Source organism: Deinococcus sp. AJ005 (genome assembly GCF_009017495.1).
In the GTDB taxonomy this organism is placed as follows: Bacteria; Deinococcota; Deinococci; order Deinococcales; family Deinococcaceae; genus Deinococcus.
This window is the reverse complement of the sequence record NZ_CP044990.1, coordinates 2,984,404-3,010,332: the sequence shown is the minus strand read 5'-3', so window position 1 is coordinate 3,010,332 and position 25,929 is coordinate 2,984,404. Positions and strand designations below refer to the sequence as shown.

The following is a 25,929-nucleotide window of genomic DNA, read 5'->3' as shown; positions in this document are numbered from 1 at the left end:
GAGTGGCCTGCCCTCTGGTGGCGTCCAGCCGCCCACTGCTGGAACTGCTCTAGACTCGCAGCAATGAGCGCAGCGACGAGCAGTGAGCGGGTCCGGGTGGGTCCAGAAGCCGAGATGCCCGAAGGCCACCAGACCGCCGTGGACATGGACGGCATCAGCGTGCTGGTGGTGAATTACGAGGGCGTGTTCTATGCCCTGCGAAACAACTGCACCCACCAGGATTACCCCCTGCTGGGCGGCGAGGTCCAGATGGGCCGGATCACCTGCCAGAAACACGGCGCGAAGTTCGAGCTGGCGACGGGCAAGGCCAAATCGCTGCCCGCCGTAAAGCCTGTCAGGCTGTTCAGAACTGAAGTCGAGGACGGCGTGGTGTACGTTTCCCCTCTCTAGAACTGCCCAACTGAAAAGGCCGCCGGATCAGCTCCGTGCGGCCTCTTCAGTTGGGCAGTCAGTTCAGGACAGGCAGGTCAGCGCTGGTTACCGCTGATCTCGTCTTCCAGTTCCTCGGATTGACCGGGCAGCAGATCGCCGGGCTGCTCGCGGACGTGCGGCACGACCTTCTCGCTGGGGGGCGTGTAGCCGGGGTTCTGGTCGGCGCGGCCCACCACGGGGCCACGGCTCAGCGCCGCCGCCGGATTCACGCCCAGGCCCGCCGTGGGAATGACCTCATCCAGCGCCTCGCCGCCCAGGCCCGCCACCGTCTGCGCCCCGGCAAATTCGGGGGCTTCGGGCGTGTGTTCCATCGCTTCTACGTCCCGCGTGGCCAGATGGTCATATTTGCCGGTGGTCTCGTGTGCGGACTCCATTGCTGGCGGCGCATTCTCGCCGTGGTCCGCGCTGCCCACCCGGTCATCCCCAGGTGTGGTGGTGTAAACAACCGTGTGGTGGTCCTTGGGGTCCGGCGTGCTGAACCCTGTCACTGCGCCCGTTTTCCCATCGGTTTCGGGGCCGATCACGTTGGGGTTGGGAACGTCTGTTCTGCGCTCGTCACTCATATCTCAGTGTGTGCCGTGGCAGGCTGAGGCGGATACGGCCCGCCTTCCCAGTTTCTTGAGGGTCTATGAACGCCTGTTCAGGGCGGCCCCGCCAGCAGGATCAGCACCTCGCCGTGGCCCTCCTCCTGCGCCAGATCGGCGGCGCTGAATCCGTCCTCATTCACGGCCCCGGTTCCCGCCCCGTGCGAGAGCAGCAGCCTGACTAGTTCGGCGTTGCCGTTCTGTGCCGCGCCCATCAGCGGGGTAAAACCGCTATTCTGGACGGCATTCACATCCGCCCCAGCTTCCAGCAACTTCCGAACGAGGTTGGTGTGGTTCCCCGTCACCGCCGAATGCAGCGGCCCAACTTGCATGGCATTCTGGCTGACCGTATTCGCGTCTGCCCCAAGCGAAAGGAGCAGCGCCGCCACCTCCTCCTGACCGAAGAAAGCAGACAGGCCCAGCGGGGAAAAGCCGTCTGAGTTGACGTTATTGAGCAGCGCGGAATCGGCGTCCAGCAACTCGCGCACATGCGCTGTTTCCCCAATTGCCGCTGCCTCAAAAATATCCAGCGCCGCGCCCTCCTGCACCAGCACGCGGGCCATCTCGGGATGTCGGTAATAGGCGGCGAACAGCACCGGGGACACGCCCATCGGGCTGAGTGCTGTCAGCAGTGCGCGGTCCTCGCCCACCAACTCGCGCACAGCTCCGGCGTCGTTGGCGCGGATCGCCAGGAACAGTTCCTTCTCGGCTTCGGTGGTCACGTCAGTTCCTGGCCCGGATCACCACAGCGATGCCCATGCCGCCGCCGATGCACAGGCTGGCCACTCCGATTTCCTTCTCGGTGCGCCGCAGCGCGTGAATCAGCGTGACCAGCACCCGCGCCCCACTTGCGCCGATGGGGTGGCCCAGCGCAATCGCGCCCCCGGTGATGTTCACCTTTGCCGGGTCCGCCCCCAGATCGCGCAGCACGGCCAGCGACTGGGCGGCGAACGCCTCGTTCAGCTCCAGTAGATCCACGTCAGCCAGGGTTAGCCCGGCCCGCTCCAGCGCGATAGGAACGGCTTTTGCTGGGCCGATGCCCATGACTTTGGGGTCCACGCCAATCGCCGCGTAACCGCTGATCTCGGCCAGAATGCTCAGGCCATTGGCTCTGGCGTAGTCCTCGGTGGTCACGGCCAGCATGGCTGCCCCATCGTTCAGGCCGCTGGCGTTGCCCGCCGTCACGGTGCCGTCTTTCTTGAAGGCCGGGCGCAATTTCGCCAGGGCTTCGGCAGAGGTGGCGCGCGGGTACTCGTCGGTGTCAAAGGTGGTGGGGCCTTTCTTGCCGGGCACTTCTATCGCCACCAGTTCGTCGGCAAAGTGTCCGCCAGCCAGCGCGGCAGCGGCGCGGTTCTGGCTTTCCAGCGCGAAGGCGTCCTGTTCTTCGCGTGTAATGCCCCACTGGGCGGCAATATTTTCTGCCGTGATGCCCATATGGTAATCGTTGAACACGTCGGTCAGCCCTTCGCTGAGGATGCTGTCCAGTGCCGTTGCGTGGCCCAGACGGTAGCCCTCGCGGGCGCGCGGCAGCAGGTATGGGGCGCGGCTCATGGACTCGGTGCCGCCCGCCAGATACAGTCTGCCATCGCCAGATTTCAACCCCTGTGCGGCGCTGATCACCGACTGCAAGCCGCTGCCGCACACGCGGTTGACCGTCAATCCCGGCACATGGTCCGCCAGCCCAGTGCCCAGCGCCACCTGCCGGGCCACGTTCATGCCATTCCCGGCCTGAAGCACGTTGCCCACGATCACGTCGGCAATATCGTCGCCGGGCAGCCCTTCGGCCACCGCCCGCGCCGCCGCCACGCCCAGTTCAGCGGCGGATACGTCCTTCAATCCGCCCATGAAGCTGCCAATCGGCGTGCGCCGCGCCGCCACGATCACGATTTTCGGGTTGTTCTGAGCTGCGTTTTGAGTCATGGCCCAAGTCTAGCGGGCGGCTTTACTCTGGCTCTATGACCCGTCCCACGCCTCAGCCCCGCGCCGCCTATCCGTACCATCACCCGATCCAGACCCGCTGGGCCGACAACGACGTGTATGGCCATGTCAACAACGTGACCTACTACGCCTACTTTGATACGGCGGTCAACGCTTATCTGGCCGCCCAGGGCGCGCTGGACATCCGTGGGGGAGAGGTGATCGGTCTGGTGGTAGAGACAGGCTGCGCCTTCTTCGCGCCTGTCTCTTTTCCTGAACCGCTGAGTGTGGGTGTGCGGGTGGCAAAACTGGGCCGCAGCAGCGTGCGCTACGAGCTGGCAGTGTTTCAAGAAGGGGCAGAAGAAGCTGCCGCACAGGGTCATTTCGTGCATGTCTACGTGGACCGGGCCTCGCGGCGTCCGGTGGACCTGCCCCCGGTTCTACGGGCGGCGCTGGAAGCCTTGACCATCGGTTGAGACCGGGCTGATCCTCTGTATGAAGTGCAGATCGGGATTGCCCGTTATACTGCCGCCATCTTCAACCAGAAAAAACGTCGTGTGCCATAAGGTTCAGGGGCGTTCACAGGAGGGTATTCATGGGAATTGACCGCCGTAAGTTCTTGAAAGGAGCTGCCGCCACCGCTGCGGCCAGCACCGTTTTCTCGCCCCACAGCTTCGCCCAGACCGGCAACGTGCGCTGGAAATGCGCCACGAGCTGGCCCAAGAGCCTGGACGTTCTGTTCGGCGGCGCGCAGATGATCGCGGACCGTGTGAGCGCCATGACCGACGGCAAGTTCACCATCCGGGCCTACGAGGCGGGCGAACTGGTCCCCGGTTTGCAGGTGCTGGACGCCGTGCAGCAGGGCACCGTGGAATGCGGCCACAGCGCCGGGTACTACTACGTGGGCAAGAACCCCACCCTGGGTTTTGCCACTGGCGTTCCCTTCGGCCTGACCGCCTCCGAGCAGAACGCCTGGATTTACAGCGCGGGCGGCCTGGAGCTGATGCGCGCCGTCTATGACGACTTCGGGATCATCCAGTTTCCGGCGGGCAACACCACCGCGCAGATGGGTGGCTGGTTCAAGAAGGAAGTCAAGACAGCGGCGGACTTCAAGGGCCTCAAGATGCGCATTCCCGGCATCGGCGGGCAGGTCATGGCCAAGCTGGGCGTGAACGTGCAGGTGCTGCCCGGCGGCGAGATCTATCTGGCGCTGGACCGTGGCGCGATTGACGCCGCCGAGTGGGTCGGGCCATACGACGACGAGAAACTGGGGCTGCAAAAAGCTGCCAAGTTCTACTACGCTCCCGGCTGGTGGGAACCCAGCGCGGCCTTTGATCTGATGGTGGGGAAGAAAGCCTACGCCGCGCTGCCCAAGGCGTACAAGGAAATTCTGGCGAGTGCCTGTGCCGAGGCCAACCTGGCCGTCGCCGCCGACTACGACGCCAAGAACCAGGCTGCGCTGCAACGCCTCAAGAAGGGCGGCACCCTGATCCGCCGTTACTCCAGCGACATCCTCAAGGCGGGCAACAAGGCCACCCAGGAACTGCACGCCGAGAACTCGGCCAAGAATGCCGATTACAAGAAGGTGTACACGCCCTGGAACGCCTTCCGCCGCGATGTGCGCGCCTGGCATCAGGTCAATGACCGCCCCATGATTGACTTCACCAGCTAAAGCCCCTCAACAGAACAGAGGCCCGCACTGAATTTGTGCGGGCCTCTGTTCTATAGCAATCTGGAAGCGAGGCAATCTGGGAAAGAGGTGGAGCCTTTTGTGCGCTCCACCTCTGCCATTTTTTCACGGCCCCGCTGCCCGCAGTCCGGTCAGGCCGGGGAAGGCCACGCACAGCACCAGTACGAAAATCTGGATGAAGATGAACGGCACCACCCCCCGGTAAATGTCGGTGGTGGCCAGATATTTGCCCGCGATACCGCGCAGGTAGAACAGCGAGAACCCAAACGGCGGCGTCAGGAAACTGGTCTGGAGGTTGATCCCCAGCAGGATGCCGTACCAGATCATGTCCACGCCCAGATCACGGGCAACGGGCGCGAAGATCGGCAGCAGGATAAAGGCGATTTCAAAGAAATCCAGAAAGAAGCCCAGGATGAAGATGGCCAGATTGGTCACGATCAGGAAGCCCAGCACCCCGCCTGGCAGGTTGGCCAGGATATTCTGCATGTACAGATCGCCGTCCAGCGCCCGGAACACCAGCGAGAACGACGTGGAGCCGATCAGGATGAAGATGACGAAGGTGGTCAGGCGGGCGGTGGAGAGGGTCACTTCCCACAACGCCGCGCGCGTCATCTTGCGGTTGGCGAGGGCCAGCAGCACCGCGCCCAGCGCCCCGACGGCCCCGGCTTCGGTGGCTGTTGCAAGGCCGAAGAAGATGGACCCTAGCACCGCGAAGATCAGCAGCAGCGGCGGGATCATGGCCCGCAGCACTTGCAGCGCCATCGCGGCGGGCTTGATGTTCAGCTCGGCGGCGGGCATGGCCGGGGCCAGCTTGGGATTCATGGCCGAACGCACGATCACGTACACGATGTACAGCGCCGCCAGCATCAGCCCCGGCACCAGCGAACCCAGGAACAGATCGCCTACCGACACGCCCAGTTCGCTTCCCAGCACCACCAGCACCACGCTGGGCGGAATCACCTGCCCCAGCGTGCCCGACGCCGCGATCACGCCGCTGGCCAGCCCCTTGTCGTAGCCGTAGCGCAGCATGATCGGCAGGCTGATCAGACCCATCGTGACCACCGTGGCGGCCACCACCCCCGTCGTGGCGGCCAGCAGCAGGCCCACCAGCACCACGGCCACCGCAATGCCGCCGCGCAGCCGCCCGAACAGCAGGCCCGCCGTTCGCAGCAGGTCCTCGGCCAGCCCGCTCTTGCCCAGAATGCCGCCCATAAACACGAAATACGGAATCGCCAGCAGGGTGAAGTTGCTCATGGTGCCGAAGATGCGGTCTGGAATGGCGCGCAGCAGCAGCGCGTCGAAGTGGCCGGTCCCCAGCCCGATCAACCCAAAAATAATGGCGGTTCCGGCCAGCGAGAAGGCCACTGGGAAACCGCTGAAAATGAGAATGAACGCCCCGAAAAACATCCACAGGCCGATGGCGTCCACTATTTTTTCCTCTGGTTTTCATTCATCTGTTTCTCGGCCTCGTCGGGGAGGCCCACCAGCAACCCGTCCAGCCCAGCGCGGTCCAGTTGTACGTCGGCAGCCAGGGCCGCCAGCTCGTCCAGCTCGTCCTGGGTGCGGTACTCGTAGTGGCCAGTCAGCGCGCCTGCCGCCTTAATGGCCTCGCTGACGCCCTGAATGAACAGGAATACGAAGCCGATGGGCAGCAGCAGCTTGATCGGCCAGCGCAGCAGCCCACCCGGATCGGAGCTGGTTTCCTGAATGCCGTAACTGAGCTGGAACCACGGAATCGCCACCCACAGCACGATCACGCAGAACGGCAGCAGAAACAGCAGCGTGCCCAGCAGATTGATCAGCGCCCGGCGTTTGGGGGCCAGCCGCCCGTACAGCACGTCCACCCGCACATGCTCGTCCAGGCTCAGCACGTATGCGCCGCCCAGCAGAAAGATCACGCTGAACAGGTACCACTGGAGTTCCAGCAGGGAATTGCTGGAAAACGCGGTGCCCAGATACCGGTCCGCGAAACGCCCGAACACGTTGAAGAGGCCGACGCCGATCATCAGCAGCGTCACTCCGCCGATCAGGATGCCCAGCCAGGATGAAAAACGGTCTATTGCGCGTGCAAGTCCCAGCAGTGCTGGCATCCCTACCTCTCTTTGAACGGTCTGCCTTGCGACTCGTGCCAGAACCGCTCCTTTAGAATTTGTTTACCTGCGGAGTATACGTGTCCTGGTCGGTAGAGAGATCAGTCCCCTCTGCGCCCCGCCCGCCAGACCAGCCACATCAGCAGCGGCTGGAGCGGCAATCTGCCCCAGGCCACCCACGCGGGAACGCCGAATTTCTGCGGTTCCTGCGCCATGTAGATGTTGGCGGGGAAGACTGCCAGCAGCAGGGCCAGCAGGCCCAGGCGGGCGGCGGGCCGGGTGGCGGGGTGCAGCAGCCCCAGCCCGCCTGCCAACTCTGCCGCGCCGCTGATCAGCGTGGCCGTGCGCGCCGACATGGGCAGGCCCGGCGGCACGATCCGGTCAAAAAACTGTGGCGCAACAAAATGCGTGATACCTGCGGCTGCGAACAGGGCGGCCAGGGCCAGCACGCCGGGGCCAGGGCGGTCAGCTTTGGAATGAGCAGTTTCGGACATGGCCCACTGTAGCGGCGCAGACACGGCAAGGGGGCCAGGAAGTCTCGCCTCCTGGCCCCGCTCGTTTTGCTGTGTTCTCTTTCTGCTGTGTTCAGCCCTGCTTGGTGGCTGGCACTGAACGCGCTTCCTCCACGTCTTTCTTTTCCTTCAGGCTGTCGTGTTCGGTGTTGCGGCCCGCAGTCGCCTCACGGTCATTGTTGCCCTTGAAAGAGGGCTTGTGGCCGTCTTCGATCTCCTTGACCTCATCCTTGCTGCGCTCGTACTGCTCGGGCAGGCTGGTGTGGCCGCTGTTCTTATCGTCTTTGTCTGGCATGGGGCAAGGCTGACAGCTCATTGGCCCACTGGGGAGAGAGAAGTCTCAAGCCGCGTTCAGAGATGAAGACGGGACCAAGCAAACTCAGGCGGGCGAGACGTAGACATAAATCTGCGGATGACGGCCATCGGCCCCGGTCCAGGGTGCGGGCAGGGTGGCCACCCGCGCCCAGCCCTCGCTGTCGTACAGGGCAATGGGGGCAGGGGCGTCGGCCTGAACATCCAGGATGGCCCGCCGATTCAGCCGCCGCGCCTCTGCCCAGGCAGCGCGGAAGAGTTGACGTGCCAGCCCCTGTCCCTGAGATTCCGGTGCGACGAGCAGCCGTGAGAGGAAGGCGACTTTCCGCGCTGGTAACCCGGTGGCCGCAATCCATTCCGGCACCGGCTCCGGCGCGGCCCGCAGGACCACCTGACCCACAGGCACACCCCTGACCTCGGCCACCCAGGCCCCCAGCGTCAGTGGCGGCGCAAGGAATGCGGCGGGATCGGCAGGCCACACCGAGGGGTAGGCATCGGCGTGGTGTGTTCCGCGCAGGGCTTCTGCCAGCGCGGGAAAGTCGGCATCGGTGCGCGGGCGAACGCTCACGGCGCTCAAAGCTTGGGCAGCGTCACGCCCCGCTGGCCCTGGTACTTGCCCTTGCGGTCCCCGTAAGTCACTTCCGGGCGTTCGCCTTCAAAGAAGAGAAGCTGAACACAGCCCTCGAAGGCGTACATCTTGGCAGGCAGCGGCGTGGTGTTGGAGAATTCGAGGGTGACGTGTCCCTCCCAGCCGGGTTCCAGAGGAGTTACGTTTGCGACCAACCCGCAACGCGCATACGTCGATTTTCCCAGCGCCACCACCATCACGTTATCGGGAATTTTCAGGTATTCCAGGCTGCGGGCCAGCGCAAACGAGTTCGGCGGAATGATAATCTCGCTGGCCGTGATGTCCACGAAACTGCGCTCATCGAAATGTTTGGGGTCCACGATGGCGCTGTTGACGTTGGTAAAGATCTTCCACTCGTCGGCGCAGCGCAGGTCATAGCCAAAGCTGCTCAGGCCGTAGCTGATCACCTGCTGATTCTCGGCAGTGCGGACCAGACGGTCCTCGAAGGGGTCGATCATGCCCGCGAGGGCCAGTTCGCGGATACGCCAGTCGGGCAGAATACTCACGCCCGCCATGCTAAGGCAAACGGCCCCAGCTCAGGCTTTCGACAGGGCGTCCGCCGTATGCGCGACATGCTTGCCGCCCTCCACCTCGATGATGTAGCGGGGATCGTCCTGAGTGGCGCAGTACTGAAAGCCGCTGACCTCGCCGTCCTCGTGCGCCACGCGGACCACCCGGCCCCTGGCCTCGCCGCCGTGGCTGTTCCAGCTCACCTGATCGCCTTTCTTAAAGGTCATGGGGCCAGCGTGGCATCCGTCAGACGCGCCGCCCGTTGCCGTCCCTACAGTGTGGATGCCGGGTGAAGGCCGTCCAAACGGCAGTTGACCCCCCGTGCCCGCCGCCGTTATACTTTTAACCGCCGCACTGTGAAGGCGGAACAACCCATAGGGATATGGTGTAATGGCAGCACAACAGATTTTGGATCTGTTTGTTCAGGTTCGAATCCTGGTATCCCTGCCACAGCCAAGAGAGAACAAAGAGAGGCAGCCCCCACATCACTGGGAGGCTGCTTTTTTGATTTGTTGAGTGGTGGGCACGCCTCATGAAACTGAACGTCAGCTTCCTCACCTTCAGTCAGCCTGCATTCACCGGGCGTCAGATGCGGGGGCGTAGCGTATGGACACAAGCAAAGACGCACCGAAAGCGCGCGCTGGGAGGCTCCCTGCGTGACCGGCGACGCCTGCTTCTCCCCGGAGGCTCCAACATGACTGCATTCCCTAAAACAGCGTCCCTCAAGAAGTCCGCCCTGCTGCTCGCCGTTTCTGCCGCCCTGCTGGGCCTAGCCGCGCCCGCTTTCGCCGCGCCGAAGATCAGCGCCCAGAGCATCATCGTCAATCCAGTGGCCACCAACCTCAGCGCCCGCGTGTGGGTGAATCGCGATCCCAGCGGCACGCAGAATCCCAGCTACCGCATCGGCGAACACATCACGCTGTACACCAGCGTCAATGAGAACGCCTACGTCTACCTGTTCAACGTCAACCCGGACGGCAGTACTGATCAGATTCTGCCCAACCGCATCAGCTCCAGCAATTATGTGCGCGCCGGACAGACCCGCGCCTTCCCGGCCAGCGGTGATCAGTTCACCTTCGACGTGGCCGGTCCCTACGGCCTGAACCGGGTGCTGGTCATCGCCAGCCGCCGCGCCCTGAACCTGAACGAGCTGAGCAGCTATCAGAACGGCGGCAACTTTGCCGTCGTCAAGCCCAAGACCAGCCAGGGTCTGGCGCAGGCGCTGAGCATCGTGGTGGACCCGGTCCCCAGCCCCGTGACGCAGCCCGTGGCCCAGACCGACTGGATCAGCGACACGGCGTATTACACAGTCGGCTACTGATCGTCTGAGGTAAAAGCGCACAGTCTGACCTCTCCACCCCGAAAGTGATCCAGAGCTTTCAGGATGTGGAGGTTCGATTTTTAGATGTCTCAGTGCAGGGGAACGTGGCCGGGAAAGCCTATAACCCAATCTAAAAGATCGCCCACCATCGCGCTGGCGGTGATCATGCCGCCCGCGCCGCCCCCGGCAAAGATCAGCATTCCGCATTCCTCACCCTCGTACATCAGTGCGTTGCGGCCAGCCCCGGCGGTACACAGCGGATGGCTCTCGGGCAGGCGCTGCGGCGCAACCGTAGCCCGCCAGCCTGTCCCGTCGCGTTCCAGTTCGGCCACCAACTTGATGCGTTCGCCTGCCGCGCGGGCGTCCTGAATGTCCTTCTGGGTGATGTCCTCGATGCCCTGCACCTGCACGGCGCTGTACGGAAAATTGCCGTCGGCGCAGAAGCGGGCCAGCACCGCCAGCTTGTGCGCGGTGTCGAAGCCGCCGACATCCAGCGTGGGCGGGGTCTCGGCGTAACCCAGCGCTTGCGCCCCGGCCAGCGCGTCGGCGTAGTCTCTGCCTTCTTCCATCTGGTTCAGGATGTACAGGCACGTTCCGTTCAGCACGGCTTGCAGGCGGGTGAAGGTGCTGGCGCGCAGGACGGTACTCATCGGGCCGATCACCGGGGTTCCGGCCATCACGCTGGCCTCGTAATACAGGCTTCCAGCCAGGGCGTACTCGCGCAGCACGTCCCAGCGTTCGGCCAATAGCGCCTTGTTGGCGGTAATGACCGGGCGGCCTGAACGTAGGTACGGCAGCAGCATTTCCAGCGGGCGGTCCACCCCGCCCATCGCCTCGATGACCACCCCGCATTCCTGCAAAAAGCCCGGATCGGTGGTCACGCGCGTTCCGGGCGGCACGTCGCGCACCTTGTTCACGTCGCGCACCAGCACCCCAGAAATCTCGATCTTCACGCTCATATCGCTAAACACGCTTTCCCGGCGTTCGATCAGGTTCAGCACGTCCTGGCCGACAGTGCCGCTGCCCAGAACGCCCACGGTAACAGTTCTCATGCCCCCAACCTTAACGCGGTATCGGAAGGGGGGCCGGGGCCGGGTTAGGTGTGGGCCGCACCTCCCCAGGTCCGGCCCTGTGACCTCGCTCCAAGTCGTCTAGCCGGGGGAACGCTAGACTGCGCCGCATGTTACCTGTGTCTAAATTCTGTCTGTTGTTGGATTGTCCAACGGCTGAAAGTCCGCCGCGCCTCTGTGCGCCGCGTGCTGCGTCTGTCTTATGAGACGGATTCCGTCTATTTCGTGCAGGAATCGGTGCTGTCCCGATTCCTGCACTCCATGCCCGGAACCCGTCTTTCTCCTGCTCACTCCGTTCGGATTTCCAGGTGTCTCCAACACCTTTCAATCGGAGTCCGTATGAGTTCGCGTCTTCAGGAACTCCAGTCTGAATTTGGGCTGGTGGAGCGTCGCCTGGGTGATCCGGCGGCCCTGGCCGATGGCCGCGAATACGGCAAGCTGACCCGCCGTCACCGCGAACTGCTGCCCCTGGTCACGCTGCTGCGCGAGCGCGATGGCCTGGAAACCGATCTGGCCGGGGCGCGTGAACTGCTTGCTGATCCCGACATGAAAGAGCTGGCGACAGGCGAGGTCAAGACCATCAACGCTCGCCTCGCAGAAATCGAGTCCGAGCTGGAAGTCCTGCTGCTGCCCACCGATCCCGACGACGCCAAGGACGTGATTCTGGAACTGCGCGCGGGCGCGGGCGGCGCGGAGGCCGGGCTGTTCGTCACCGACCTGCTGCGGATGTACACCCGTTACGCCGAGGGTCTGAATCTCAAAGTCAATGTCATGGACGCCAACGAGAGTGATCTGGGCGGGGCCAGCAAGGTGGTGGCGGAAGTGACGGGCGACTCTGCCTTCCGCGCCTTCAAGTGGGAGCGGGGCGTCCACCGCGTCCAGCGCGTGCCAGCCACCGAATCGGCGGGCCGCATCCACACCAGCACCGTCACGGTGGCCGTGCTGCCGGAAGTCGAGCAGGACGAGATTCATCTGGACCTCTCGGAAGTTCGCATTGACGTGTACCGTTCGCAGGGTGCGGGTGGGCAGAGCGTCAACACCACCGACAGCGCTGTACGCGCCGTGTACCGTGCCGGAACCCCGGACGAGATCATGGTGATCTGCCAGGACGGGCGTTCGCAGATCAAGAACCGCGAGAAGGCGCTGGTGGTCCTGGCCTCGCGTCTGGCCGAACGCGAACGCGCCGCCCGCGACGAGTTGGAACGCAACGAGCGCGCCTCGCAGGTGGGCAGCGGGGACCGCAGCGAGAAGATCCGCACCTACAACTATCCCCAGAACCGTGTCACCGATCATCGGCTGGAAGGCGATGACAAGAACCACCCGCTGGACAGCGTGATCAACGGCGCGCTTGGGCCAGTGGTGGCGGGACTGGCCCGCGCCGAGAAGGAACGGCAGTTGATGGAGCTGGCAGATCAGGACGGGACCGATCAAGACGAGGGCACAGGCCGGGGCGGGCAGTATGGCGCGGCGTGACCTGCTGGTGGCGGCAGGCATCCTGCGGGACCGGTTTGGGCGGGTGCTGCTGGTGGGCAACGACTGGCAGGGCCACGGGCGCGTGCGTCACACCCTGCCCGGCGGCGTCGTGGAGAACGGCGAAACGCTGCCCGAGGCCCTGTACCGTGAAATCTTCGAGGAAACCGGACTGCGCCTGACTGGCATTCTGCACATGGCCTACACCGTGCATATCGAGGACGAGCGCCGGGGCGAACGCGCCATCGCCGTGGCCTTTGAAGCCACCTGGGAGGGTCTTCTGAACCCCGCCGATCCTGATGGCTTCATCGTCGAGGCCCGCTTCTGCACCACCGAGGAGGCGCTGGAAAAACTGGAATCCCCGCCCATGCGCGAACCCCTCAGCGACTTTCTGAAAACCGGGGAGCCGGGCCGCTTTTACGCCTTCAAGGGCTGGGACGGACGCGGCGGCCTGCGGATTCCCGCCCTGAAGCCTCGCCCGTGACCTGCCTGTGATCTGCCCATGAAAGGGGAGAAATTCGTCACCTCCTGGAGCGGCGGCAAGGACAGTGCCCTGGCGTTTCACCGTGCTAGACGGGCCGGAGGCATTCCCCTCGCCGTCATCAACATGCTGGATGAGGCGGGGCGGCGTTCACGCTCACACGGTCTGCGCCCGGAAGTCCTGGAGGCGCAGGCTTCGGCGCTGGGGGTGCCGCTCAGAACGGCGCGCGCCTCCTGGGCCACCTACGAGAGCGAATTCACGGCGCTGCTGGCAGGTGCGGCGGTGGACGGCGCAACCGCTGCGGTCTTCGGAGACATCGATCTGGCCGCCCACCGCGAGTGGGAGGAAAAGGTCTGCGCGGCGGCGGGCCTACGGGTCAGTTTGCCCCTGTGGCTCGAACCGCGCCGCACGCTGGTGGACGAACTGCTGGGCCTGGGCTTCCGCGCCCTGATCGTTGCCGTGAAAGAGGACGCCCTGCCTGCACGGTTGCTGGGCAGGATGCTGGACGCCGAACTGGTGGCTGAGATCGAGGGTCTGGGGGCCGACGCCTGCGGCGAGAACGGCGAGTATCACACCGTTGTGGTGGACGGGCCAGATTTTGCCCAGCCGCTCAGTCTTGTGCCTGGCCCGGCGGGAATCCATCACACGGGCGAGGGCTTTTTAAGGGTGGCGACGCTGGATCTGGTGCTGGCCTGAAGCTCTCGCCCTCAACTGTTTCTCAGTCGTAGGTCACGGCCAGCACTTCAAACTTGGCCGTTCCCTTGGGCAGTTGCACCGTCACCTTGTCACCCTCGCGCTTGCCCGCCAGGGCCTGACCGAAGGGGCTGGCGTCGCTGACGCGGCCATTGGGCACGTCCACCTCGTAGGTGCCGACAAGCTCGAACTGGCGCTCGTTGCCCTTCTCGTCGCGCACCTTGATCTTTGCGCCCAGGCCCGCGCCCTTGCTGGCGTCGCCCGCGATGATCTCGGCGCGTTCCAGTTGGTTCTCGATCTCGACGATGCGGGTCTCGTTCTCGCTCTGCTGCATGCGGGCCTCGTCGTAGGCCGCGCTCTCGCTCAGGTCTCCGTCGGCGATGGCGATGCCCATGTACTCCGAAATCTGCTCGCGGCGCACGGTTTTCAGGTGGTGCAGGGTTTCGGCCAGCTTGTCGTAGCCGCGCTGGGTCATGGTGATGCGTTCCTGAGTCATAGAACTTTCAGTATAGGCCGCTTTGGGCAAAACCTGCCATCCGGGTTTCGGAAAGTGTCGGCGTTCGGTAAAGACCCGGTGTTTCGTAAAGGCCCGGTTCAGCGCCGGGCCATCCCGCGCGCCTAGGCTGCCGGACATGACCCGATACGACGATGACCGTGAAATTAGAGGCGAGGTGCAGGACGAGGGCGTGGACCGCGAGATCCTGCAAGACAAGATGGTGGCCGAGGACCTGCTAAGGCAGGACACCAAGGCGGACCGCCGCAACCCCAACGACCAGCCTGGCTTCATGGACGGCATCCAGGGTGACTGGGACGGCGAGGTGCGCCAGGGCGATCCCAACAACCTGACCGGCGGCGATCTGGAAGGCGATGAGCGCGGCGGCGAGGGCACTGCTCACAGCGGCGGTGTGGACGGTGGCCCGGCGCGCAGCAAACCGCTGCCGGGCGACAAGAAGTAGAGATCAACAAAGCAGCGGCCCCGACGTCTAAATCGGGGCCGCTTTCCTGACTGTCCTCATTTATCGCCGCTCCACCCCGGTATCCAGCGCGGAGGCGAGCGCCTCCTGCGCCCGTTTCTGACTGTCGTCCACCTCCACAGCCACCTGCTGGCCGTTTTCCAGGTCCATCACGAAATGATCTCCGTCCAGCCGCACGCGCGACAGGATCTGTTCCTCGCCTTCCGGGCGGGTGGCGGCGCGCAGTTCCACGTACCGGCGCATCGGGGTGCGGATGACTTTGGGGGCCAGGATTTCTTCGACCTGAAAGATACCGCCGGAATTGTTCATGGTCACGCTGATCAGCACCGGGGCATTGCGGCCCCGCTCGATCACCACTTCATCCACGGCCAGCGCGCTGATCGAGTGGATGTCCACGCTGCCCAGGCTGAACGCCTTGCGCCCGCGCCCCTTGGTGATGTCGGTGCCGTCGGCCACGGCGGTGATGCCGCCTTCCAGCGTCAGCGGCGGCGGGTTCAGATCGTGACAGTTGATGGATCCCAGGATGAACGAGCGCACCTTGGCCCGCTTGAACGGATCGGCGTACAGCGGTCCCATGATCCGGTCCAGAATCGGCAGCGCCAGCGCCACGCCGTGCTGCTCGTGACTGGCACGGTGAATCTGGTTGCCGATGTCGTGCAGCATGGTGCCCAGAATCACGGCCAGATACACGTCGTCGGCGTCGCCCACCCCCGAATCCATGATGTCGGGTTTGACGCCGCCTTCCAGCAGCAATTCGGTGATGGCGAGGCTGGCCGCCCCGGTGATGAAGGAATGCACCCGCCCGTGATCGTTGTAGCCCAGCTTACGCATGGTGATGTAGTTCGCCATGTCCCAGCAGGCCAGCGCTTCAGGGTCCGTGGCCAGGGCGGTGTAGGCGGCCAGCGCACGCGGAAAATGCTCCAGATCGTCACGGATGGCGGCGTCGGCCTCCTGAATGATCTTGGAGCGTGGGGTGGTGAACTCGACGACGCGGCCCGGCTGCCCAGCGCTGAGCGAAGGCTCGGTCTGCACCCCAACCACATCCTGCACGTTGCCTGCCTGCACGCTCAGTTTAAATTTCTGATCTGGCCTGCGCGACAGTTTCTGGTTGGGGCGGGTGTGGTCACTCACCCTGGAAATCTGCCTTGCGCTTGTTCAGGAAGGCGTCCACACCCTCGCCAAAGTCTTTGGTGGCCACCAGCAGCCCGAACAGATCGGCCTCGACCTCCAGCCCGGCTTCCAGCGTGGTGTCCAGTCCCCGGCGCACCGCCTCCTTGACCAGCGATAGGGCAATCGGCGCGTTCTTCAGGATCTGTTCGGCCACCTCGCGCGATTTGCTCAGGGCGTCGTCGGCCACGTAGTTGACCAGGCCCATGCCAAAAGCCTCGGCGGCCTCCACCTGGCGAGCTGTGAGCATCATGTCCAGGGCGCGCCCCGCCCCGATCAGTCGGGCCAGACGCTGCGTGCCGCCGAAACCGGGCAGCAGGCCCAGCGTCACTTCGGGCAGACCCATTTTGGCGTGGGTGGAAGCCACACGGATGTCGCAGGCCAGCGCCAGTTCCAGCCCGCCGCCCAGCGCAAAGCCGTTGATGGCCGCGATCACCGGAATGGGCAGCGTAGCGATCTGGTGCATCACGTCCTGCCCGGCCAGCGAAAGCTCGCGGCCCGCGTACACGCCGTCCAGCGACTTGAACTCGGCAATATCGGCCCCGGCCACAAAGGCCCGGTCCCCGCCCCCGGTGATGATCAGCGCACCGATCTCTGCGTCCTCCACGATCATATCCACTGCCGCGCTGATCTCGCCCAGGGTCTCGGCGTTCAGGGCATTCAGCGCCCGGGGCCGATTGACCGTCAGGACCGCAATCGGGCCGTGGCGGTCGATCTGCACATTCTCGAATTCCATTTCATCCAACTGCGTATCCGGCTGCGTCATGGCCCCACTTTGACACGGCAGGCTGGGTGAAGACCGCGCTTCAGGTCTGCTTTTCCTGATGGAAGTGGCTGGGAAAGGGACCGCGATCTGGAAAGTTGCGGGAAATCTGAAGAGTTGATGGAGAGTCGGAAGTCTGAAATGACGGTAATCCTGGGAAGACGGTCCCAACGTGCCGGAACTCAGGGGTTGACAGGCTGAGCCGTATTCTTGCGCGCCAGCATTCTCTCATGAGATAGATTCTGTTTCTATATTTTGACTGGTCGATTGTGGTTGGACACAAACTTCTTAAAAAGAGTGTGAGACGGTGTTCCTGGTGAATATGAATGGTGATTGATTGCTCACCCATCACTCATGTAAGATGTTAGAATCCTTATCTAACTCACTTCTGATGAAAAGGGCAAGAGGGAAAGTTGCCGATTTCACAATCTACTCACGTCCTGTGCCTACGGTAGTCGTAGGAAACAGGAGGACTGCTCTGTATTCAGAACCTCAGCTCTGCCCAGTTTCAAGGAGATCCTCACATGCGTAAACCCCTTATTTTGATCACCACCCTTGCCCTGAGCCTCGGCGTTGCCGGCGCGCAGACCGCTGCGCCCGCCACCAGCCCCGTCCCCGTGACCATTACCGACGTTCCCGCCGGGCACTGGGCCAAGGACGCCGTGGACCGGATTGTCCAGTGCGGACTGATCCAGGGCTTCCCCGACGGTACCTTCCGTGGCAACGAGAACCTGACGCGCTACCAGGCCGCCCTGATTTTCTACCGTCTTCTCCAGACCGGCGCGCTGAGCAACTGCGGCATGGATCAGGAAGGCATGGCTGCTGTTGCCAACGGCATGCAGGAAGTCAGCACCGAGATGGCCGCCATCGCTGGCCGCGTGACCGACCTGGAAAAGCTGAACGCTGACCAGCAGGCCCGTATCGACGCGCTGGAAGCCAAGATCAACGAGATGGGCAACATGAGCGCCGGTGCCGACACTGCCGCCCTGACGGCCCGTATCGATGCGCTGGAAGCCGCTGTGCAGAACATTCCTGCCGGTCCTGCTGGCGCAACCGGTCCTGCTGGCCCTGTCGGTCCTGCTGGCCCCGCCGGTCCTGCGGGTCCTGCCGGAGCCGCTGGTGCTGCGGGCACGACCACCACGGTCACCCCTGCACCCACCCCCACGCCTGCTCCCGGCACCACTGTCGTGATCGGCGAACCCAGCACCGACATGAGCATGGCCAGCGCCAAGACGCTGTACGCCGGGATCAGCGGCGGCGCGAACTTCGTGGACGGTTCCAGCAACTGCCTCAACAAGTTGCAGAAGAACAGCCCCCAGATCAACCTGTGCGTCACTGCCGGCGCGATGATCGGCTCCACCAGCGTGATCGGCCCGGTCGGCGCGCGTGTGGCCGCCCAGTACCAGCCTGGCTACAACGCCATTCACGCCGACGTGAACGCGACCTACAACCTGAGTGCGGGCAACCTTCACCCCTACGTGGGCGCGGGCCTGGGTCTGACGAGCAGCCAGTCGCGCACCTCCACCGCCAAGACCAACGCGACTGACACCTACATCAACGCGCTGGTGGGTGTGGACTTCCGCGTCACCGACAGTATTGCTGCTTTCGTGGAAGGCAACGGGCGCTACTACCTGACCAACAAGGGCTTTGGCACAGGTCTGAGCAACGTCCGTACGGACAACACCGGCACCGACTTCAACAACGGCAGCACTGCTGCTGCCAAGACCACCAAGGGCTTCGGCGGCGCAGTCAAGGCCGGCCTGAAGTTCTACTTCTAAGCCCTTCCCTGAGTTCCTGAAGCTGGCCTCCTATGTGGGGGCCAGTTTTTTCGTGTTTCTTTTTTCGTGCCTGTGTCTTGGCCTGGCTGGGCAGCTCAGTCTCTACCTGCCCATGCCCATTCAATCCCTTCAGCGGCGCTAGACTGTTTCCCATGCGCCTCGTCTCCTTTCTCCAGGTGCTGCTGCTACTGGCGATCCTGGCTTACCTGACCCTATTCACGCTGGAAAACCCGGCGCTGGTGCGTCTGCCGCTGCCGTTTGGGCGGGGCGAACTGTCGCTGTCAGTGGGTGTGACGGTGGCCTTGTTCGCGCTGATCGGCGCGGCCTATGCGGCGCTGTTGCTGTTTCCCCCGGTCTGGCAGGAGCGTCTGCGCCGCCGCCATGAACGCCGCGAGCGCCGTGCGGTAGAGGAACGGCTGACCGCTACCCTGCAAGCGCGGCTGGGGGCCATGCCATCGGCACTTCTGACCAACAGTCCTGTGCCCGGTTCGGACGAGAGGCAGCCTCTATGAAGGCCGTTTCCCCGACTGCTGTGCCTGCGGCCCGCTGGCTGCTGGCCCCCCCTGCCAGCCGCGAGGAACTGCTCTCGACCATGCGGCAATGGCGTGTCTCGCCGCCGCTGGCGCAGGTGCTGCACGGACGCGGCCTGACCCCGGCGCTGCTGGATCCGCCGCTGGTTCTGACCCCCAATCCGGCGCTGCGTGAGGCGGCCCGGCGCATCGTGGGCGCGGTACGTGGCAAGAAACGCATCCGCATCCACGGCGATTACGACGCAGACGGTGTGAGTGCCACCGCCGTGCTGGTGCTGGGCCTGCGGGCGCTGGGCGCGAATGTCCACGGCTTCATCCCCCACCGTCTGAACGAGGGTTACGGCGTCCATCCCGACAAGGTTACTGAACACGCAGAGAGCTGCGATCTGCTGGTCACGGTGGACTGCGGCGTCAGCAACGTGGACGAGGTGGCCGCCCTGCTCAAGCTGGGAACCGAGGTGATTGTCACCGATCATCACACGCCGGGCGACAATTTCCCGGCGGCGCTGGTGGTTCACCCCAGCCTCACGGGCGGCTATGACCCGGCCCTGCACAACCTGACCGGCGCGGGGGTGGCCTACCATCTGCTGTGGGCCATCCATGCTGAGCTGGGCTTGGCCGAGCCGAGAGCGCTGTCCGCCCTAGCGACGCTGGGCACCGTGGCCGACGTGGCCCCGCTGATCGGCGAGAACCGCGCTCTGGTGCGCGCTGGTCTGGAGGCGTTGCGGGAGACCGAACTGCCCGGTCTGCGCGCCCTGCTGGATTCCGGGCGGGTGCAGCGGCCCACGGCGCGGGATGTGGCCTTTGTCCTCGCCCCCAGAATCAACGCTGCCGGGCGGCTGGGCGAGGCGGATGTCGCGCTGGACCTGCTGACCACGCCCAGCCGCCACGAGGCCACGCGACTGGCCGAGTATCTGGAAATTCGCAACGTAGAACGGCGCAAGTTGCAGGACGAGATGTTCGCGCAGGCGTTGCAGATCGCCGATCCCAGTGACCCGGCCCTGGTGGTCACGCACCCGGAGTGGCACGCGGGCGTGATGGGCATCGTGGCCAGCAAGCTGGTGGAGACCTACCACAAGCCCGTGTTTATCGTGGCGCAGGGCAAGGGTTCGGTTCGCAGCACCCCCGGCATCAGCGCCGTGAATGGGCTGACGTACAGCAGGGATCTGCTCAAGCGCTACGGCGGCCATACCGGAGCAGCGGGTTTCTCGCTGGACGAGGCGCAGTTCGGGGCTTTCCGCGAGCGCATCCACGCCTACGTGCAGCAGTTTCCGTCGCCCGTGCCGCGTGTGCGGCTGGACGCGGCGCTGCCCACGCTGGGCGCCACGCTTGAGCTGGTGGACGGGGCCAGCACCTTCGAGCCGTTCGGCGAGGGCCATCTGCCCCCGCTGTGGCACGTGCGGGACGAATTGACCGAGACGCGGCTGGTGGGCAAACGCGGAGACAGCCTGCAATTTCGCGTCGGGGCACTGCGCGGCATTAAATACGGCGAACACGACGCCACGCCAGGAGAACGTGATCTGGCAACCGGTCTGGTGGTCAGCGAGTGGCGCGGTCAGACCCGGCTGGAATACCATGCGCAGGCGCTGCGTCCACCCGCTCAGGTGTCTCTGGACCTCTTCGTTCCTGATGGTCTGGACCTGCCCCGCCTGAATCCCAAGGCCGCCATGCAGCGCCTGACTGCCGGGGCCAGCGCCTACGCCACGCCAGCCGTGGCCGATTACCTGCGCGACAATGTGCCGGGCGTGCGGCTGGTAGAGGCGGGGGACCTCTGGTCTGGGGACGAACTGATCCTGTACGCCCTGCCCACCGAGGACGATCTGCGGCGTTGGTTGACCTCGGGCGGCGCAGTGCCTCCAGGGAAGGTGGCCTTCGCGCTGGGGCCGAAGACCCTATCGGAACTGGAAGGCGCGTTGACCCGCCACCACCTGAGCGCCCCCCCCGCCAACCCGCTGGCCGACGCCACCGCAGACGAGGCCCACATGGCCCGTGCCGCCGATGCCTACCGTCACTGGCAGTGGGCACACCATTACCGCACGCTGGACAATGGGGGTTGGACGGCCTCGGTCCACGCCATGCTGGGGCTGGACCTGCCGCTTGAAGGGCCGAATGTGCAGACGGCAGAGCTAGCGCTGGGAGACTAGGTTTCAGGGCAGGACCGTTACCCGTCCCGCCGCTGGATCCAACCTTACCTGTGCCCCGAAAGGCAGCGTGAGTTGCGGGCTGGTGTGGCCGAAGTCCACGTTCGCCACCACGGGCATCCCCTCGCGTCCAGCCTCGCACAGCACGCGGCGAACCCAGCCGTATAACTCCTGCACCATATTCGGCGTGTAGCCCCTGGGGCGGGCCAGCATCAATCCAGCAGCTTGCGTCAGAATGCCCTGCGCGGCGTAATTTCTGAGCCAGTAGCCCACCTGATTCGGCGCGGGAACATCCTCGCTGGTTTCCAGCGCCAGCACCGCGCCGTGCCACAACTCCGGGACAGGCCAGCCCGGGGTGCCGTTCAGCATGTCCAGCACTTCCAGGCAGCCGCCGATCAGGTGGCCCTGCGCGGGCGCGTCGCCCTGAAGCCACTTCCAGCCGTCGCCGGGTTGGAAGGGATGGCGAATCTCCTGCAAGGTTTCATCCCCCCAATCGCTGAAATGTTCGCTCCACTCCGGGGCGGGGCAGAGGTCAAAAGTCTGGGGTTCATCTATCAGTGTCCGGCGGACGCCCTGCACGGTGAAAGGGTGCATGCCGCCGTTTTCAGCCAGATCGGTCAGCAGCGCGGGGCCGTGGTAGGCCATCACCCCGGCCCGCAAGAAGGCCAACAGCGTGACCGTGTTGTCGCTGAAGCCCAGAAACGGCTTGGGATGGGCGCGGATCACGTCCAGATTCAGGAAGGGCAGCAGGCGCACGCTGTCGTCGCCGCCGATCATGCTCAGCAGGCCATCCATCTCAGGATTTTCCAGCGCCCAGTGCAAGTCGTCGGCGCGGGCCTGCGGATGGGCGTACAGATAGTTCTCGCCTCGCAAGGCATTCGGCGCGGGCGTGATCTCCCAGCCGAATTCGTCGGCCACCTGACGCACTCCTGCGCGGTAGCGGCCCATCACCTCGGTCACGAAACCGCTGGACAGGCTCAGGGCCGCGATACGGGAGCCGGGGGGAAGGCGGGCAGGGCGCAGGAAGGTGGGCGACATCGGCTCAGGGTAGAGCAGCGCTCAGCCCAAGACCCGGATCTCCAGTTCCCCGGCTCCGGCGCGGTCTGTGGCGATGGCCTGCGCCACTTCCTGCGGCGAGATGGAACCCTTGGGAGCCTTACCTACCTGCGCCCACAATTCGGTATCCACGGCGGGGGGCAGCACCAGCGCTACTGTGACTCCGCGCGCCTCCATGCGGGCGATCTCGGCGGCGCGGGCCAGGGCGGCCTTGCTGGCAGCGTACTGCGAGAAGCCGCGCGCCGTGACCAGCTCTGGGCGTGCGCCTAGCAGGTAGACCCGCCCGCCCTTGTTCATGCGCCCCAGCCCGTGCTTCAGCACCCACAGCGCCCCAAAGTAGTTGGCGTTCCACACGGCGCGCACCTTGCCGGGGTCCGCGTCCTTGAGGGGTTCGGGCATGGCCGCCCCCGCCGCATAGACCAGCGTGTCCAGTCCCTCCAGCCCATCGAATAGCGCCTTGACGTGGCTTTCGTAGCCCAGGTCTGCAACGTGAGATGTTGCGCCCAGTTCGGTGGCCAGGGCCAAGAGCTTGGCCTCGTCGCGCCCACTGAGGGTCAGGGTGGTGTCGGCCCCGGCCAGTGCCCGCGCCGTCGCTGCGCCGATGCCGCCGGTGGCCCCGAGAATCAGAGTGTTCATACCTCACACTAGCCGAGGCGGGCGGGTCTGTCGGTACGGGGCGGTACGGATGCGCAGTTCATACGCGGAACCCATGTTCTTTCCCACTCGCATCCGCTCGGATTTCAAGGTTTCCGTAAATCTTTCAATCGGAATCCGTATCAGAACGCGTGGGCTGCTCAGGATGGCGGGGCGATGGCCTCAGCCTGCACCCGCCGGTTGCCCTGGCCCATCCAGGCCCGCAGTTCCTCCAGCCCATCGTCGCTCAGGTGGCCTGTGGCAGAGTCGCCCCCTTCCACCGTCCAGCCGCGTTTGTTGGCCTCGTGGGGCAGGCCGCGCAGCACGTACTGCCCCGGCCCCAGCGGCGAGGCGAGGTCCAGCGTGACCACGTTCGAGAAGTGTTCCAGCTCGAAGCGGCGTTCCAGTCGGGCCGCACGGCCATGATCGGTGCCGGAAACGCCGAAGAACATGAAAAACCCGCCCAGGTCCGGCAGCGCCATCCTTTTCCGTCTGGGACGGACGCTCAGGCCGTTCACTCTGATTTCTGGCATGCCGTTCTCTTGCATGCCCTATTGTCGGACACTTTTGTGCGCGCGGGGCGGGACGAACGGTTCCGGGCACCTTCGTGGCCCTCAGCCCAGCAGCGGCCACTCTTCCAACGGTGCGTAAATGCCACCCGGCCCCGGCTTGCGCATCAGGGTGATCCTTCGTGCCGTGAAAGCCAGCGGCTCGCGCTCCAGATCGGCGAATTCGGTCTGGGCCGCTGTGAGCAATTCTGATAACTCCACGCCGCGCCGTTTCAGCACCAGCGAGAGGTGAAGCTGAAGCCTCGGCCCCTCGTAACCGAAGAAACGCGCTGGCCTGAGGGCGTCCAGCAGGGTCAGATGCAGGTCCACGCCCTCCACGCTGGCCGCCTCCAGATACACGGCGGTCCCATTGCTGAACAGGCGCGGCCCGCCGACCGAGATGGGCAGGGGCGCGTGCCGGGCCACCACCTCACGCAAGTTCGCCTGCCAGTCCAGTTCCGGCAGGAGGCCGCTGCGGGCCTTGACAGTGATGTGCGGCACGGCAGCGGCGTCCCTGAGTTGGTGGGCAGCGCGGAAGGTCTGGATACGTGCGGCCAGTTCAGGGGGTGGCAGCGCGGCCAGTAGGTAGGAAGGGGCCATCTTCAGCCCGCTTAAACGGCGTTCGTCTCGGCCAGACGCTCCAGCACGCCGGGGTCTTCCAGGGTGCTGGTGTCGCCCTCAATGGCCTTGCCCGCTGCGATCTGGCGCAGAAAACGGCGCATGATCTTGCCGCTGCGGGTCTTGGGCAGCGCGTCAGCGATGTAGATGGCGTCCGGGCGGGCCAGCGCGCCGATCTCGCGGGTCACATAGGCCCGCAGTTCCTTGGGATCAATGGTCTGATCGCCTTGCGGCAGCACGAAGGCCACCACGCACTCGCCCTTGATGTCGTCGGGGCGGCCCACCACGGCAGCCTCGGAGACGCTGGGATGGGCCACCAGGGCCGATTCGATCTCCATCGTTCCCAGACGGTGTCCCGATACGTTCAGCACGTCATCCACGCGGCCCATCACGGTGATGTAGCCGTCGGCGTCGCGGCGCGCACCGTCCCCGGCAAAGTACACATGCGGAATCTCGCCCCAGTAGCTCTTGCGGTAGCGCTCGTCGTCGCCGTACACCGTTCGCAACATGCTGGGCCACGGGCGCTTGATGACCAGCAGGCCGCCGTCGTCCGGCCCCAGTTCCTGGCCGTCACGGGTCATGATGGCGGGTTCGATGCCGTACATAGGCAGGCCCGCGCTGCCGGGTTTGGCAGCGTGTGCGCCGGGCAGGGTGGTCAGCATGATGCTGCCAGTTTCGGTCTGCCACCACGTGTCGATGACCGGGCAGCGGTCCCCGCCGATCACACGGGCATACCACATCCACGCCTCCGGGTTGATCGGCTCGCCCACCGAACCCAGCAGGCGCAGGCTGCTTAGGTCATACCTGCCGGGGATCTCGTCACCTTGGCGCATCAGCGCGCGGATGGCGGTGGGCGCGGTGTACAGGATGGTGACCTTGTGTTTCTGCACGATGTCCCAGAAGCGGCCCCAGTCCGGGTGGTTGGGTGCGCCCTCGTACAGCACCACGGTCGCGCCGTTCAGTAGCGGGCCGTAGACGCTGTAGCTGTGGCCGGTGACCCAGCCCACGTCGGCGGTACACCAGAACACGTCATCATCCTTGAGGTCAAACACGGTCTCCATCGTCAGGTAGGTGCTGACCATGTAACCGCCGGTGGTATGCAGCACGCCCTTGGGCTTGCCCGTGCTGCCGGAGGTGTACAGCACGAACAGCGGATGTTCGCTGTCCAGCGCCACGGCCTCGTGTTCGTCAGAGGCGGCGGCCAGCGCCTCGTGCCACCACACGTCGCGGCCCTCCTGCATGGATGGATTGCTGCCCGCGCGATTGACTACCAGCATGTGTTGCAGGCCGGGGGCCTTTGCGGCAGCGTCGTCCGCGTTGGCTTTCAGGTTCACCAGTCCGCCGCGCCGCAGCCCCGCATCGGCGGTGATCAGCAGCTTGCTCTGGCAGTCGTTGATGCGGTCTGCCAGCGCCGAAACGCTGAAGCCCCCAAAGACCACGCTATGCACGGCCCCGATCCGGGCGCAGGCCAGCATGGCAATCGCGGCCTCCGGGATCAGCGGCAGGTACAGGGTCACGCGGTCCCCGCTCTGCACGTCCAGCGCCAGCAGGGCGTTGGCGGCCCGCTTGACCTGTGAGAGCAACTCCGAATAGGTGAAGGTGCGAACCTCGCCGTCCTCGCCCTCCCAGATAAAGGCGCGCTTATCGCCCAGACCGCGCTCCACCTGCCGGTCCAGCGCGTTGTAGGCCAGGTTGGTCTGCCCGCCCACGAACCAGCGGGCGTGCGGCTCCTGCCAGTCCAGCACCTGATCCCAGGGCTTCATCCACGTCAGTTCCCCGGCCACCTCGCCCCAGAAGGTATCGGGGTCATCCAGGCTCTGGCGGTAGCGGCGGTCGTATTCCTCGCGCGTGACCTTCGCCTGGGCCGCGAAATCGGCGGGCGGCTGGATCACTCGGGTCTCGTGCAGCACGTTGTCGATGTGGTCGCTGGATGTGGGATGCGTCATCGGGAAAAACCTCCGGGGCAAAAAAAATGCGGGAACGTGGCCCGGCAGGGCGGGCGGTGGAGTGT

The 25,929-nt window shown here is 64.8% G+C and carries 30 protein-coding genes and 1 tRNA gene; 12 read left to right on the top strand and 19 right to left on the bottom strand.

The window, feature by feature from the left end; genetic code table 11:
* Positions 1 to 63: 63 nt before the first annotated feature.
* On the top strand, positions 64 to 390 hold the full coding sequence (locus DAAJ005_RS16495; RefSeq protein WP_151848056.1) for a non-heme iron oxygenase ferredoxin subunit: 327 nt from the start codon (positions 64 to 66) through the stop codon (positions 388 to 390).
* A gap of 77 nt (positions 391 to 467) precedes the next feature.
* On the opposite strand, the gene DAAJ005_RS16490 is transcribed toward DAAJ005_RS16495, so the two are convergent.
* The 3 genes from DAAJ005_RS16490 to DAAJ005_RS16480 form a co-directional block, all read right to left on the bottom strand.
* Positions 468 to 995, bottom strand: coding sequence for a hypothetical protein (locus DAAJ005_RS16490; protein ID WP_151848055.1), 528 nt, complete (start codon positions 993 to 995; stop codon positions 468 to 470).
* Between the two features lie 77 nt (positions 996 to 1,072).
* Positions 1,073 to 1,738, bottom strand: a complete 666-nt coding sequence (locus DAAJ005_RS16485; protein ID WP_151848054.1) for an ankyrin repeat domain-containing protein — start codon at positions 1,736 to 1,738, stop codon at positions 1,073 to 1,075.
* 1 nt (position 1,739) lies between these two features.
* The gene (locus DAAJ005_RS16480; protein ID WP_151848053.1) at positions 1,740 to 2,936 is read right to left on the bottom strand and encodes an acetyl-CoA C-acetyltransferase; all 1,197 of its coding nucleotides are present in this window, start codon (positions 2,934 to 2,936) and stop codon (positions 1,740 to 1,742) included.
* A gap of 35 nt (positions 2,937 to 2,971) precedes the next feature.
* Between DAAJ005_RS16480 and DAAJ005_RS16475 the strand changes: the two genes are divergently transcribed.
* Positions 2,972 to 3,409: a thioesterase family protein gene (locus tag DAAJ005_RS16475; RefSeq protein WP_151848052.1), complete on the top strand. Its 438-nt coding sequence runs from the start codon at positions 2,972 to 2,974 to the stop codon at positions 3,407 to 3,409.
* Between the two features lie 119 nt (positions 3,410 to 3,528).
* Positions 3,529 to 4,605, top strand: coding sequence for a TRAP transporter substrate-binding protein (locus DAAJ005_RS16470; RefSeq protein WP_175607397.1), 1,077 nt, complete (start codon positions 3,529 to 3,531; stop codon positions 4,603 to 4,605).
* 123 nt (positions 4,606 to 4,728) lie between these two features.
* Here the strand turns inward: DAAJ005_RS16470 and DAAJ005_RS16465 are convergent, their stop codons facing one another.
* The 7 genes from DAAJ005_RS16465 to DAAJ005_RS16435 all read right to left on the bottom strand — a co-directional run bounded on the left by DAAJ005_RS16465 (position 4,729) and on the right by DAAJ005_RS16435 (position 8,902).
* Entirely contained in the window at positions 4,729 to 6,051 is a 1,323-nt protein-coding gene (locus tag DAAJ005_RS16465; RefSeq protein WP_226342489.1) for a TRAP transporter large permease subunit, read from the bottom strand.
* Positions 6,051 to 6,713, bottom strand: coding sequence for a TRAP transporter small permease subunit (locus DAAJ005_RS16460; protein ID WP_151848051.1), 663 nt, complete (start codon positions 6,711 to 6,713; stop codon positions 6,051 to 6,053). The genes DAAJ005_RS16465 and DAAJ005_RS16460 overlap by 1 nt, the downstream gene beginning before the upstream one ends.
* A gap of 101 nt (positions 6,714 to 6,814) precedes the next feature.
* Positions 6,815 to 7,207, bottom strand: coding sequence for a hypothetical protein (locus DAAJ005_RS16455; protein ID WP_151848050.1), 393 nt, complete (start codon positions 7,205 to 7,207; stop codon positions 6,815 to 6,817).
* A 91-nt stretch (positions 7,208 to 7,298) separates the two neighbouring features.
* The gene (locus DAAJ005_RS16450) at positions 7,299 to 7,520 is read right to left on the bottom strand and encodes a hypothetical protein (RefSeq protein WP_075831434.1); all 222 of its coding nucleotides are present in this window, start codon (positions 7,518 to 7,520) and stop codon (positions 7,299 to 7,301) included.
* 84 nt (positions 7,521 to 7,604) lie between these two features.
* The gene (locus DAAJ005_RS16445; RefSeq protein ID WP_226342488.1) at positions 7,605 to 8,105 is read right to left on the bottom strand and encodes a GNAT family N-acetyltransferase; all 501 of its coding nucleotides are present in this window, start codon (positions 8,103 to 8,105) and stop codon (positions 7,605 to 7,607) included.
* A 5-nt stretch (positions 8,106 to 8,110) separates the two neighbouring features.
* The gene (gene dcd, locus DAAJ005_RS16440) at positions 8,111 to 8,671 is read right to left on the bottom strand and encodes a dCTP deaminase (protein ID WP_151848048.1); all 561 of its coding nucleotides are present in this window, start codon (positions 8,669 to 8,671) and stop codon (positions 8,111 to 8,113) included.
* A gap of 30 nt (positions 8,672 to 8,701) precedes the next feature.
* Positions 8,702 to 8,902: a DUF2945 domain-containing protein gene (locus DAAJ005_RS16435; RefSeq protein ID WP_151848047.1), complete on the bottom strand. Its 201-nt coding sequence runs from the start codon at positions 8,900 to 8,902 to the stop codon at positions 8,702 to 8,704.
* A 149-nt stretch (positions 8,903 to 9,051) separates the two neighbouring features.
* On the opposite strand from DAAJ005_RS16435, the gene DAAJ005_RS16430 reads away from it, so the two are divergent.
* Positions 9,052 to 9,125 (top strand) — tRNA-Gln (locus DAAJ005_RS16430).
* 244 nt (positions 9,126 to 9,369) lie between these two features.
* Complete coding sequence (locus DAAJ005_RS16425; protein WP_151848046.1) at positions 9,370 to 9,996, top strand: DUF4384 domain-containing protein; 627 nt, start codon at positions 9,370 to 9,372, stop codon at positions 9,994 to 9,996.
* An 89-nt stretch (positions 9,997 to 10,085) separates the two neighbouring features.
* On the opposite strand, the gene DAAJ005_RS16420 is transcribed toward DAAJ005_RS16425, so the two are convergent.
* Positions 10,086 to 11,048 carry a homoserine dehydrogenase gene (locus DAAJ005_RS16420; protein ID WP_151848045.1) on the bottom strand — a complete coding sequence of 321 codons (963 nt, stop codon included), beginning with the start codon at positions 11,046 to 11,048 and terminating at the stop codon, positions 10,086 to 10,088.
* Between the two features lie 357 nt (positions 11,049 to 11,405).
* Here DAAJ005_RS16420 and prfA point away from each other — a divergent pair, with 357 nt between their 5' ends.
* From prfA to DAAJ005_RS16405, 3 genes are read left to right on the top strand one after another with little or no spacing between them, the layout of a single operon-like run.
* Positions 11,406 to 12,539, top strand: coding sequence for a peptide chain release factor 1 (gene prfA, locus DAAJ005_RS16415; RefSeq protein WP_151848044.1), 1,134 nt, complete (start codon positions 11,406 to 11,408; stop codon positions 12,537 to 12,539).
* Positions 12,526 to 13,020, top strand: a complete 495-nt coding sequence (locus DAAJ005_RS16410; protein ID WP_151848043.1) for an NUDIX hydrolase — start codon at positions 12,526 to 12,528, stop codon at positions 13,018 to 13,020. Before prfA ends, DAAJ005_RS16410 begins: the two co-directional genes overlap by 14 nt.
* Before the next feature lie 18 nt (positions 13,021 to 13,038).
* Positions 13,039 to 13,713 carry a diphthine--ammonia ligase gene (locus DAAJ005_RS16405; protein ID WP_151848042.1) on the top strand — a complete coding sequence of 225 codons (675 nt, stop codon included), beginning with the start codon at positions 13,039 to 13,041 and terminating at the stop codon, positions 13,711 to 13,713.
* Between the two features lie 22 nt (positions 13,714 to 13,735).
* Here DAAJ005_RS16405 and greA read toward each other — a convergent pair whose 3' ends face one another.
* Positions 13,736 to 14,206, bottom strand: coding sequence for a transcription elongation factor GreA (greA, locus tag DAAJ005_RS16400; protein WP_151848041.1), 471 nt, complete (start codon positions 14,204 to 14,206; stop codon positions 13,736 to 13,738).
* A gap of 136 nt (positions 14,207 to 14,342) precedes the next feature.
* Here greA and DAAJ005_RS16395 point away from each other — a divergent pair, with 136 nt between their 5' ends.
* Complete coding sequence (locus DAAJ005_RS16395) at positions 14,343 to 14,666, top strand: hypothetical protein (RefSeq protein WP_151848040.1); 324 nt, start codon at positions 14,343 to 14,345, stop codon at positions 14,664 to 14,666.
* Between the two features lie 60 nt (positions 14,667 to 14,726).
* Here the strand turns inward: DAAJ005_RS16395 and DAAJ005_RS16390 are convergent, their stop codons facing one another.
* A complete protein-coding gene (locus DAAJ005_RS16390) occupies positions 14,727 to 15,815 on the bottom strand; it encodes a phosphohydrolase (RefSeq protein ID WP_226342486.1) in 1,089 nt (362 codons plus the stop codon).
* The gene (locus DAAJ005_RS16385; RefSeq protein WP_151848039.1) at positions 15,808 to 16,617 is read right to left on the bottom strand and encodes an enoyl-CoA hydratase/isomerase family protein; all 810 of its coding nucleotides are present in this window, start codon (positions 16,615 to 16,617) and stop codon (positions 15,808 to 15,810) included. Before DAAJ005_RS16385 ends, DAAJ005_RS16390 begins: the two co-directional genes overlap by 8 nt.
* A gap of 521 nt (positions 16,618 to 17,138) precedes the next feature.
* Here DAAJ005_RS16385 and DAAJ005_RS16380 point away from each other — a divergent pair.
* From DAAJ005_RS16380 to DAAJ005_RS16370, 3 genes are all read left to right on the top strand, one after another.
* On the top strand, positions 17,139 to 18,392 hold the full coding sequence (locus DAAJ005_RS16380) for an S-layer homology domain-containing protein (protein ID WP_151848038.1): 1,254 nt from the start codon (positions 17,139 to 17,141) through the stop codon (positions 18,390 to 18,392).
* A 152-nt stretch (positions 18,393 to 18,544) separates the two neighbouring features.
* Positions 18,545 to 18,904 (top strand): lipopolysaccharide assembly protein LapA domain-containing protein, encoded by a 360-nt coding sequence (locus tag DAAJ005_RS16375; protein ID WP_151848037.1) that lies wholly within the window; start codon positions 18,545 to 18,547, stop codon positions 18,902 to 18,904.
* Positions 18,901 to 21,066 (top strand): DHH family phosphoesterase, encoded by a 2,166-nt coding sequence (locus tag DAAJ005_RS16370; RefSeq protein WP_151848036.1) that lies wholly within the window; start codon positions 18,901 to 18,903, stop codon positions 21,064 to 21,066. The genes DAAJ005_RS16375 and DAAJ005_RS16370 overlap by 4 nt, the downstream gene beginning before the upstream one ends.
* A gap of 3 nt (positions 21,067 to 21,069) precedes the next feature.
* Here DAAJ005_RS16370 and DAAJ005_RS16365 read toward each other — a convergent pair whose 3' ends face one another.
* The 5 genes from DAAJ005_RS16365 to acs form a co-directional block, all read right to left on the bottom strand.
* On the bottom strand, positions 21,070 to 22,101 hold the full coding sequence (locus tag DAAJ005_RS16365; protein ID WP_151848035.1) for a S66 peptidase family protein: 1,032 nt from the start codon (positions 22,099 to 22,101) through the stop codon (positions 21,070 to 21,072).
* Between the two features lie 21 nt (positions 22,102 to 22,122).
* The gene (locus tag DAAJ005_RS16360) at positions 22,123 to 22,755 is read right to left on the bottom strand and encodes an SDR family NAD(P)-dependent oxidoreductase (protein WP_151848034.1); all 633 of its coding nucleotides are present in this window, start codon (positions 22,753 to 22,755) and stop codon (positions 22,123 to 22,125) included.
* Positions 22,756 to 22,913: 158 nt separating this feature from the next.
* A complete protein-coding gene (locus tag DAAJ005_RS16355; protein WP_151848033.1) occupies positions 22,914 to 23,285 on the bottom strand; it encodes a hypothetical protein in 372 nt (123 codons plus the stop codon).
* 81 nt (positions 23,286 to 23,366) lie between these two features.
* Positions 23,367 to 23,900, bottom strand: coding sequence for a 2'-5' RNA ligase family protein (locus DAAJ005_RS16350; RefSeq protein WP_151848032.1), 534 nt, complete (start codon positions 23,898 to 23,900; stop codon positions 23,367 to 23,369).
* An 11-nt stretch (positions 23,901 to 23,911) separates the two neighbouring features.
* A complete protein-coding gene (gene acs / locus DAAJ005_RS16345) occupies positions 23,912 to 25,864 on the bottom strand; it encodes an acetate--CoA ligase (RefSeq protein ID WP_151848031.1) in 1,953 nt (650 codons plus the stop codon).
* Positions 25,865 to 25,929 lie beyond the last annotated feature (65 nt).

Coding starts and splice junctions, on each gene's coding strand:
- DAAJ005_RS16495 (WP_151848056.1), top strand. CDS start 64: ATGAGCGCAGCGACGAGCAGTGAGCGGGTCCGGGTGGGTCCAGAAGCC.
- DAAJ005_RS16490 (WP_151848055.1), bottom strand. CDS start 995: ATGAGTGACGAGCGCAGAACAGACGTTCCCAACCCCAACGTGATCGGC.
- DAAJ005_RS16480 (WP_151848053.1), bottom strand. CDS start 2,936: ATGACTCAAAACGCAGCTCAGAACAACCCGAAAATCGTGATCGTGGCG.
- DAAJ005_RS16475 (WP_151848052.1), top strand. CDS start 2,972: ATGACCCGTCCCACGCCTCAGCCCCGCGCCGCCTATCCGTACCATCAC.
- DAAJ005_RS16470 (WP_175607397.1), top strand. CDS start 3,529: ATGGGAATTGACCGCCGTAAGTTCTTGAAAGGAGCTGCCGCCACCGCT.
- DAAJ005_RS16460 (WP_151848051.1), bottom strand. CDS start 6,713: ATGCCAGCACTGCTGGGACTTGCACGCGCAATAGACCGTTTTTCATCC.
- DAAJ005_RS16455 (WP_151848050.1), bottom strand. CDS start 7,207: ATGTCCGAAACTGCTCATTCCAAAGCTGACCGCCCTGGCCCCGGCGTG.
- DAAJ005_RS16450 (WP_075831434.1), bottom strand. CDS start 7,520: ATGCCAGACAAAGACGATAAGAACAGCGGCCACACCAGCCTGCCCGAG.
- DAAJ005_RS16435 (WP_151848047.1), bottom strand. CDS start 8,902: ATGACCTTTAAGAAAGGCGATCAGGTGAGCTGGAACAGCCACGGCGGC.
- DAAJ005_RS16425 (WP_151848046.1), top strand. CDS start 9,370: ATGACTGCATTCCCTAAAACAGCGTCCCTCAAGAAGTCCGCCCTGCTG.
- DAAJ005_RS16420 (WP_151848045.1), bottom strand. CDS start 11,048: ATGAGAACTGTTACCGTGGGCGTTCTGGGCAGCGGCACTGTCGGCCAG.
- prfA (WP_151848044.1), top strand. CDS start 11,406: ATGAGTTCGCGTCTTCAGGAACTCCAGTCTGAATTTGGGCTGGTGGAG.
- DAAJ005_RS16410 (WP_151848043.1), top strand. CDS start 12,526: ATGGCGCGGCGTGACCTGCTGGTGGCGGCAGGCATCCTGCGGGACCGG.
- DAAJ005_RS16405 (WP_151848042.1), top strand. CDS start 13,039: ATGAAAGGGGAGAAATTCGTCACCTCCTGGAGCGGCGGCAAGGACAGT.
- greA (WP_151848041.1), bottom strand. CDS start 14,206: ATGACTCAGGAACGCATCACCATGACCCAGCGCGGCTACGACAAGCTG.
- DAAJ005_RS16395 (WP_151848040.1), top strand. CDS start 14,343: ATGACCCGATACGACGATGACCGTGAAATTAGAGGCGAGGTGCAGGAC.
- DAAJ005_RS16385 (WP_151848039.1), bottom strand. CDS start 16,617: ATGACGCAGCCGGATACGCAGTTGGATGAAATGGAATTCGAGAATGTG.
- DAAJ005_RS16380 (WP_151848038.1), top strand. CDS start 17,139: ATGCGTAAACCCCTTATTTTGATCACCACCCTTGCCCTGAGCCTCGGC.
- DAAJ005_RS16375 (WP_151848037.1), top strand. CDS start 18,545: ATGCGCCTCGTCTCCTTTCTCCAGGTGCTGCTGCTACTGGCGATCCTG.
- DAAJ005_RS16370 (WP_151848036.1), top strand. CDS start 18,901: ATGAAGGCCGTTTCCCCGACTGCTGTGCCTGCGGCCCGCTGGCTGCTG.
- DAAJ005_RS16365 (WP_151848035.1), bottom strand. CDS start 22,101: ATGTCGCCCACCTTCCTGCGCCCTGCCCGCCTTCCCCCCGGCTCCCGT.
- DAAJ005_RS16360 (WP_151848034.1), bottom strand. CDS start 22,755: ATGAACACTCTGATTCTCGGGGCCACCGGCGGCATCGGCGCAGCGACG.
- DAAJ005_RS16355 (WP_151848033.1), bottom strand. CDS start 23,285: ATGCCAGAAATCAGAGTGAACGGCCTGAGCGTCCGTCCCAGACGGAAA.
- DAAJ005_RS16350 (WP_151848032.1), bottom strand. CDS start 23,900: ATGGCCCCTTCCTACCTACTGGCCGCGCTGCCACCCCCTGAACTGGCC.
- acs (WP_151848031.1), bottom strand. CDS start 25,864: ATGACGCATCCCACATCCAGCGACCACATCGACAACGTGCTGCACGAG.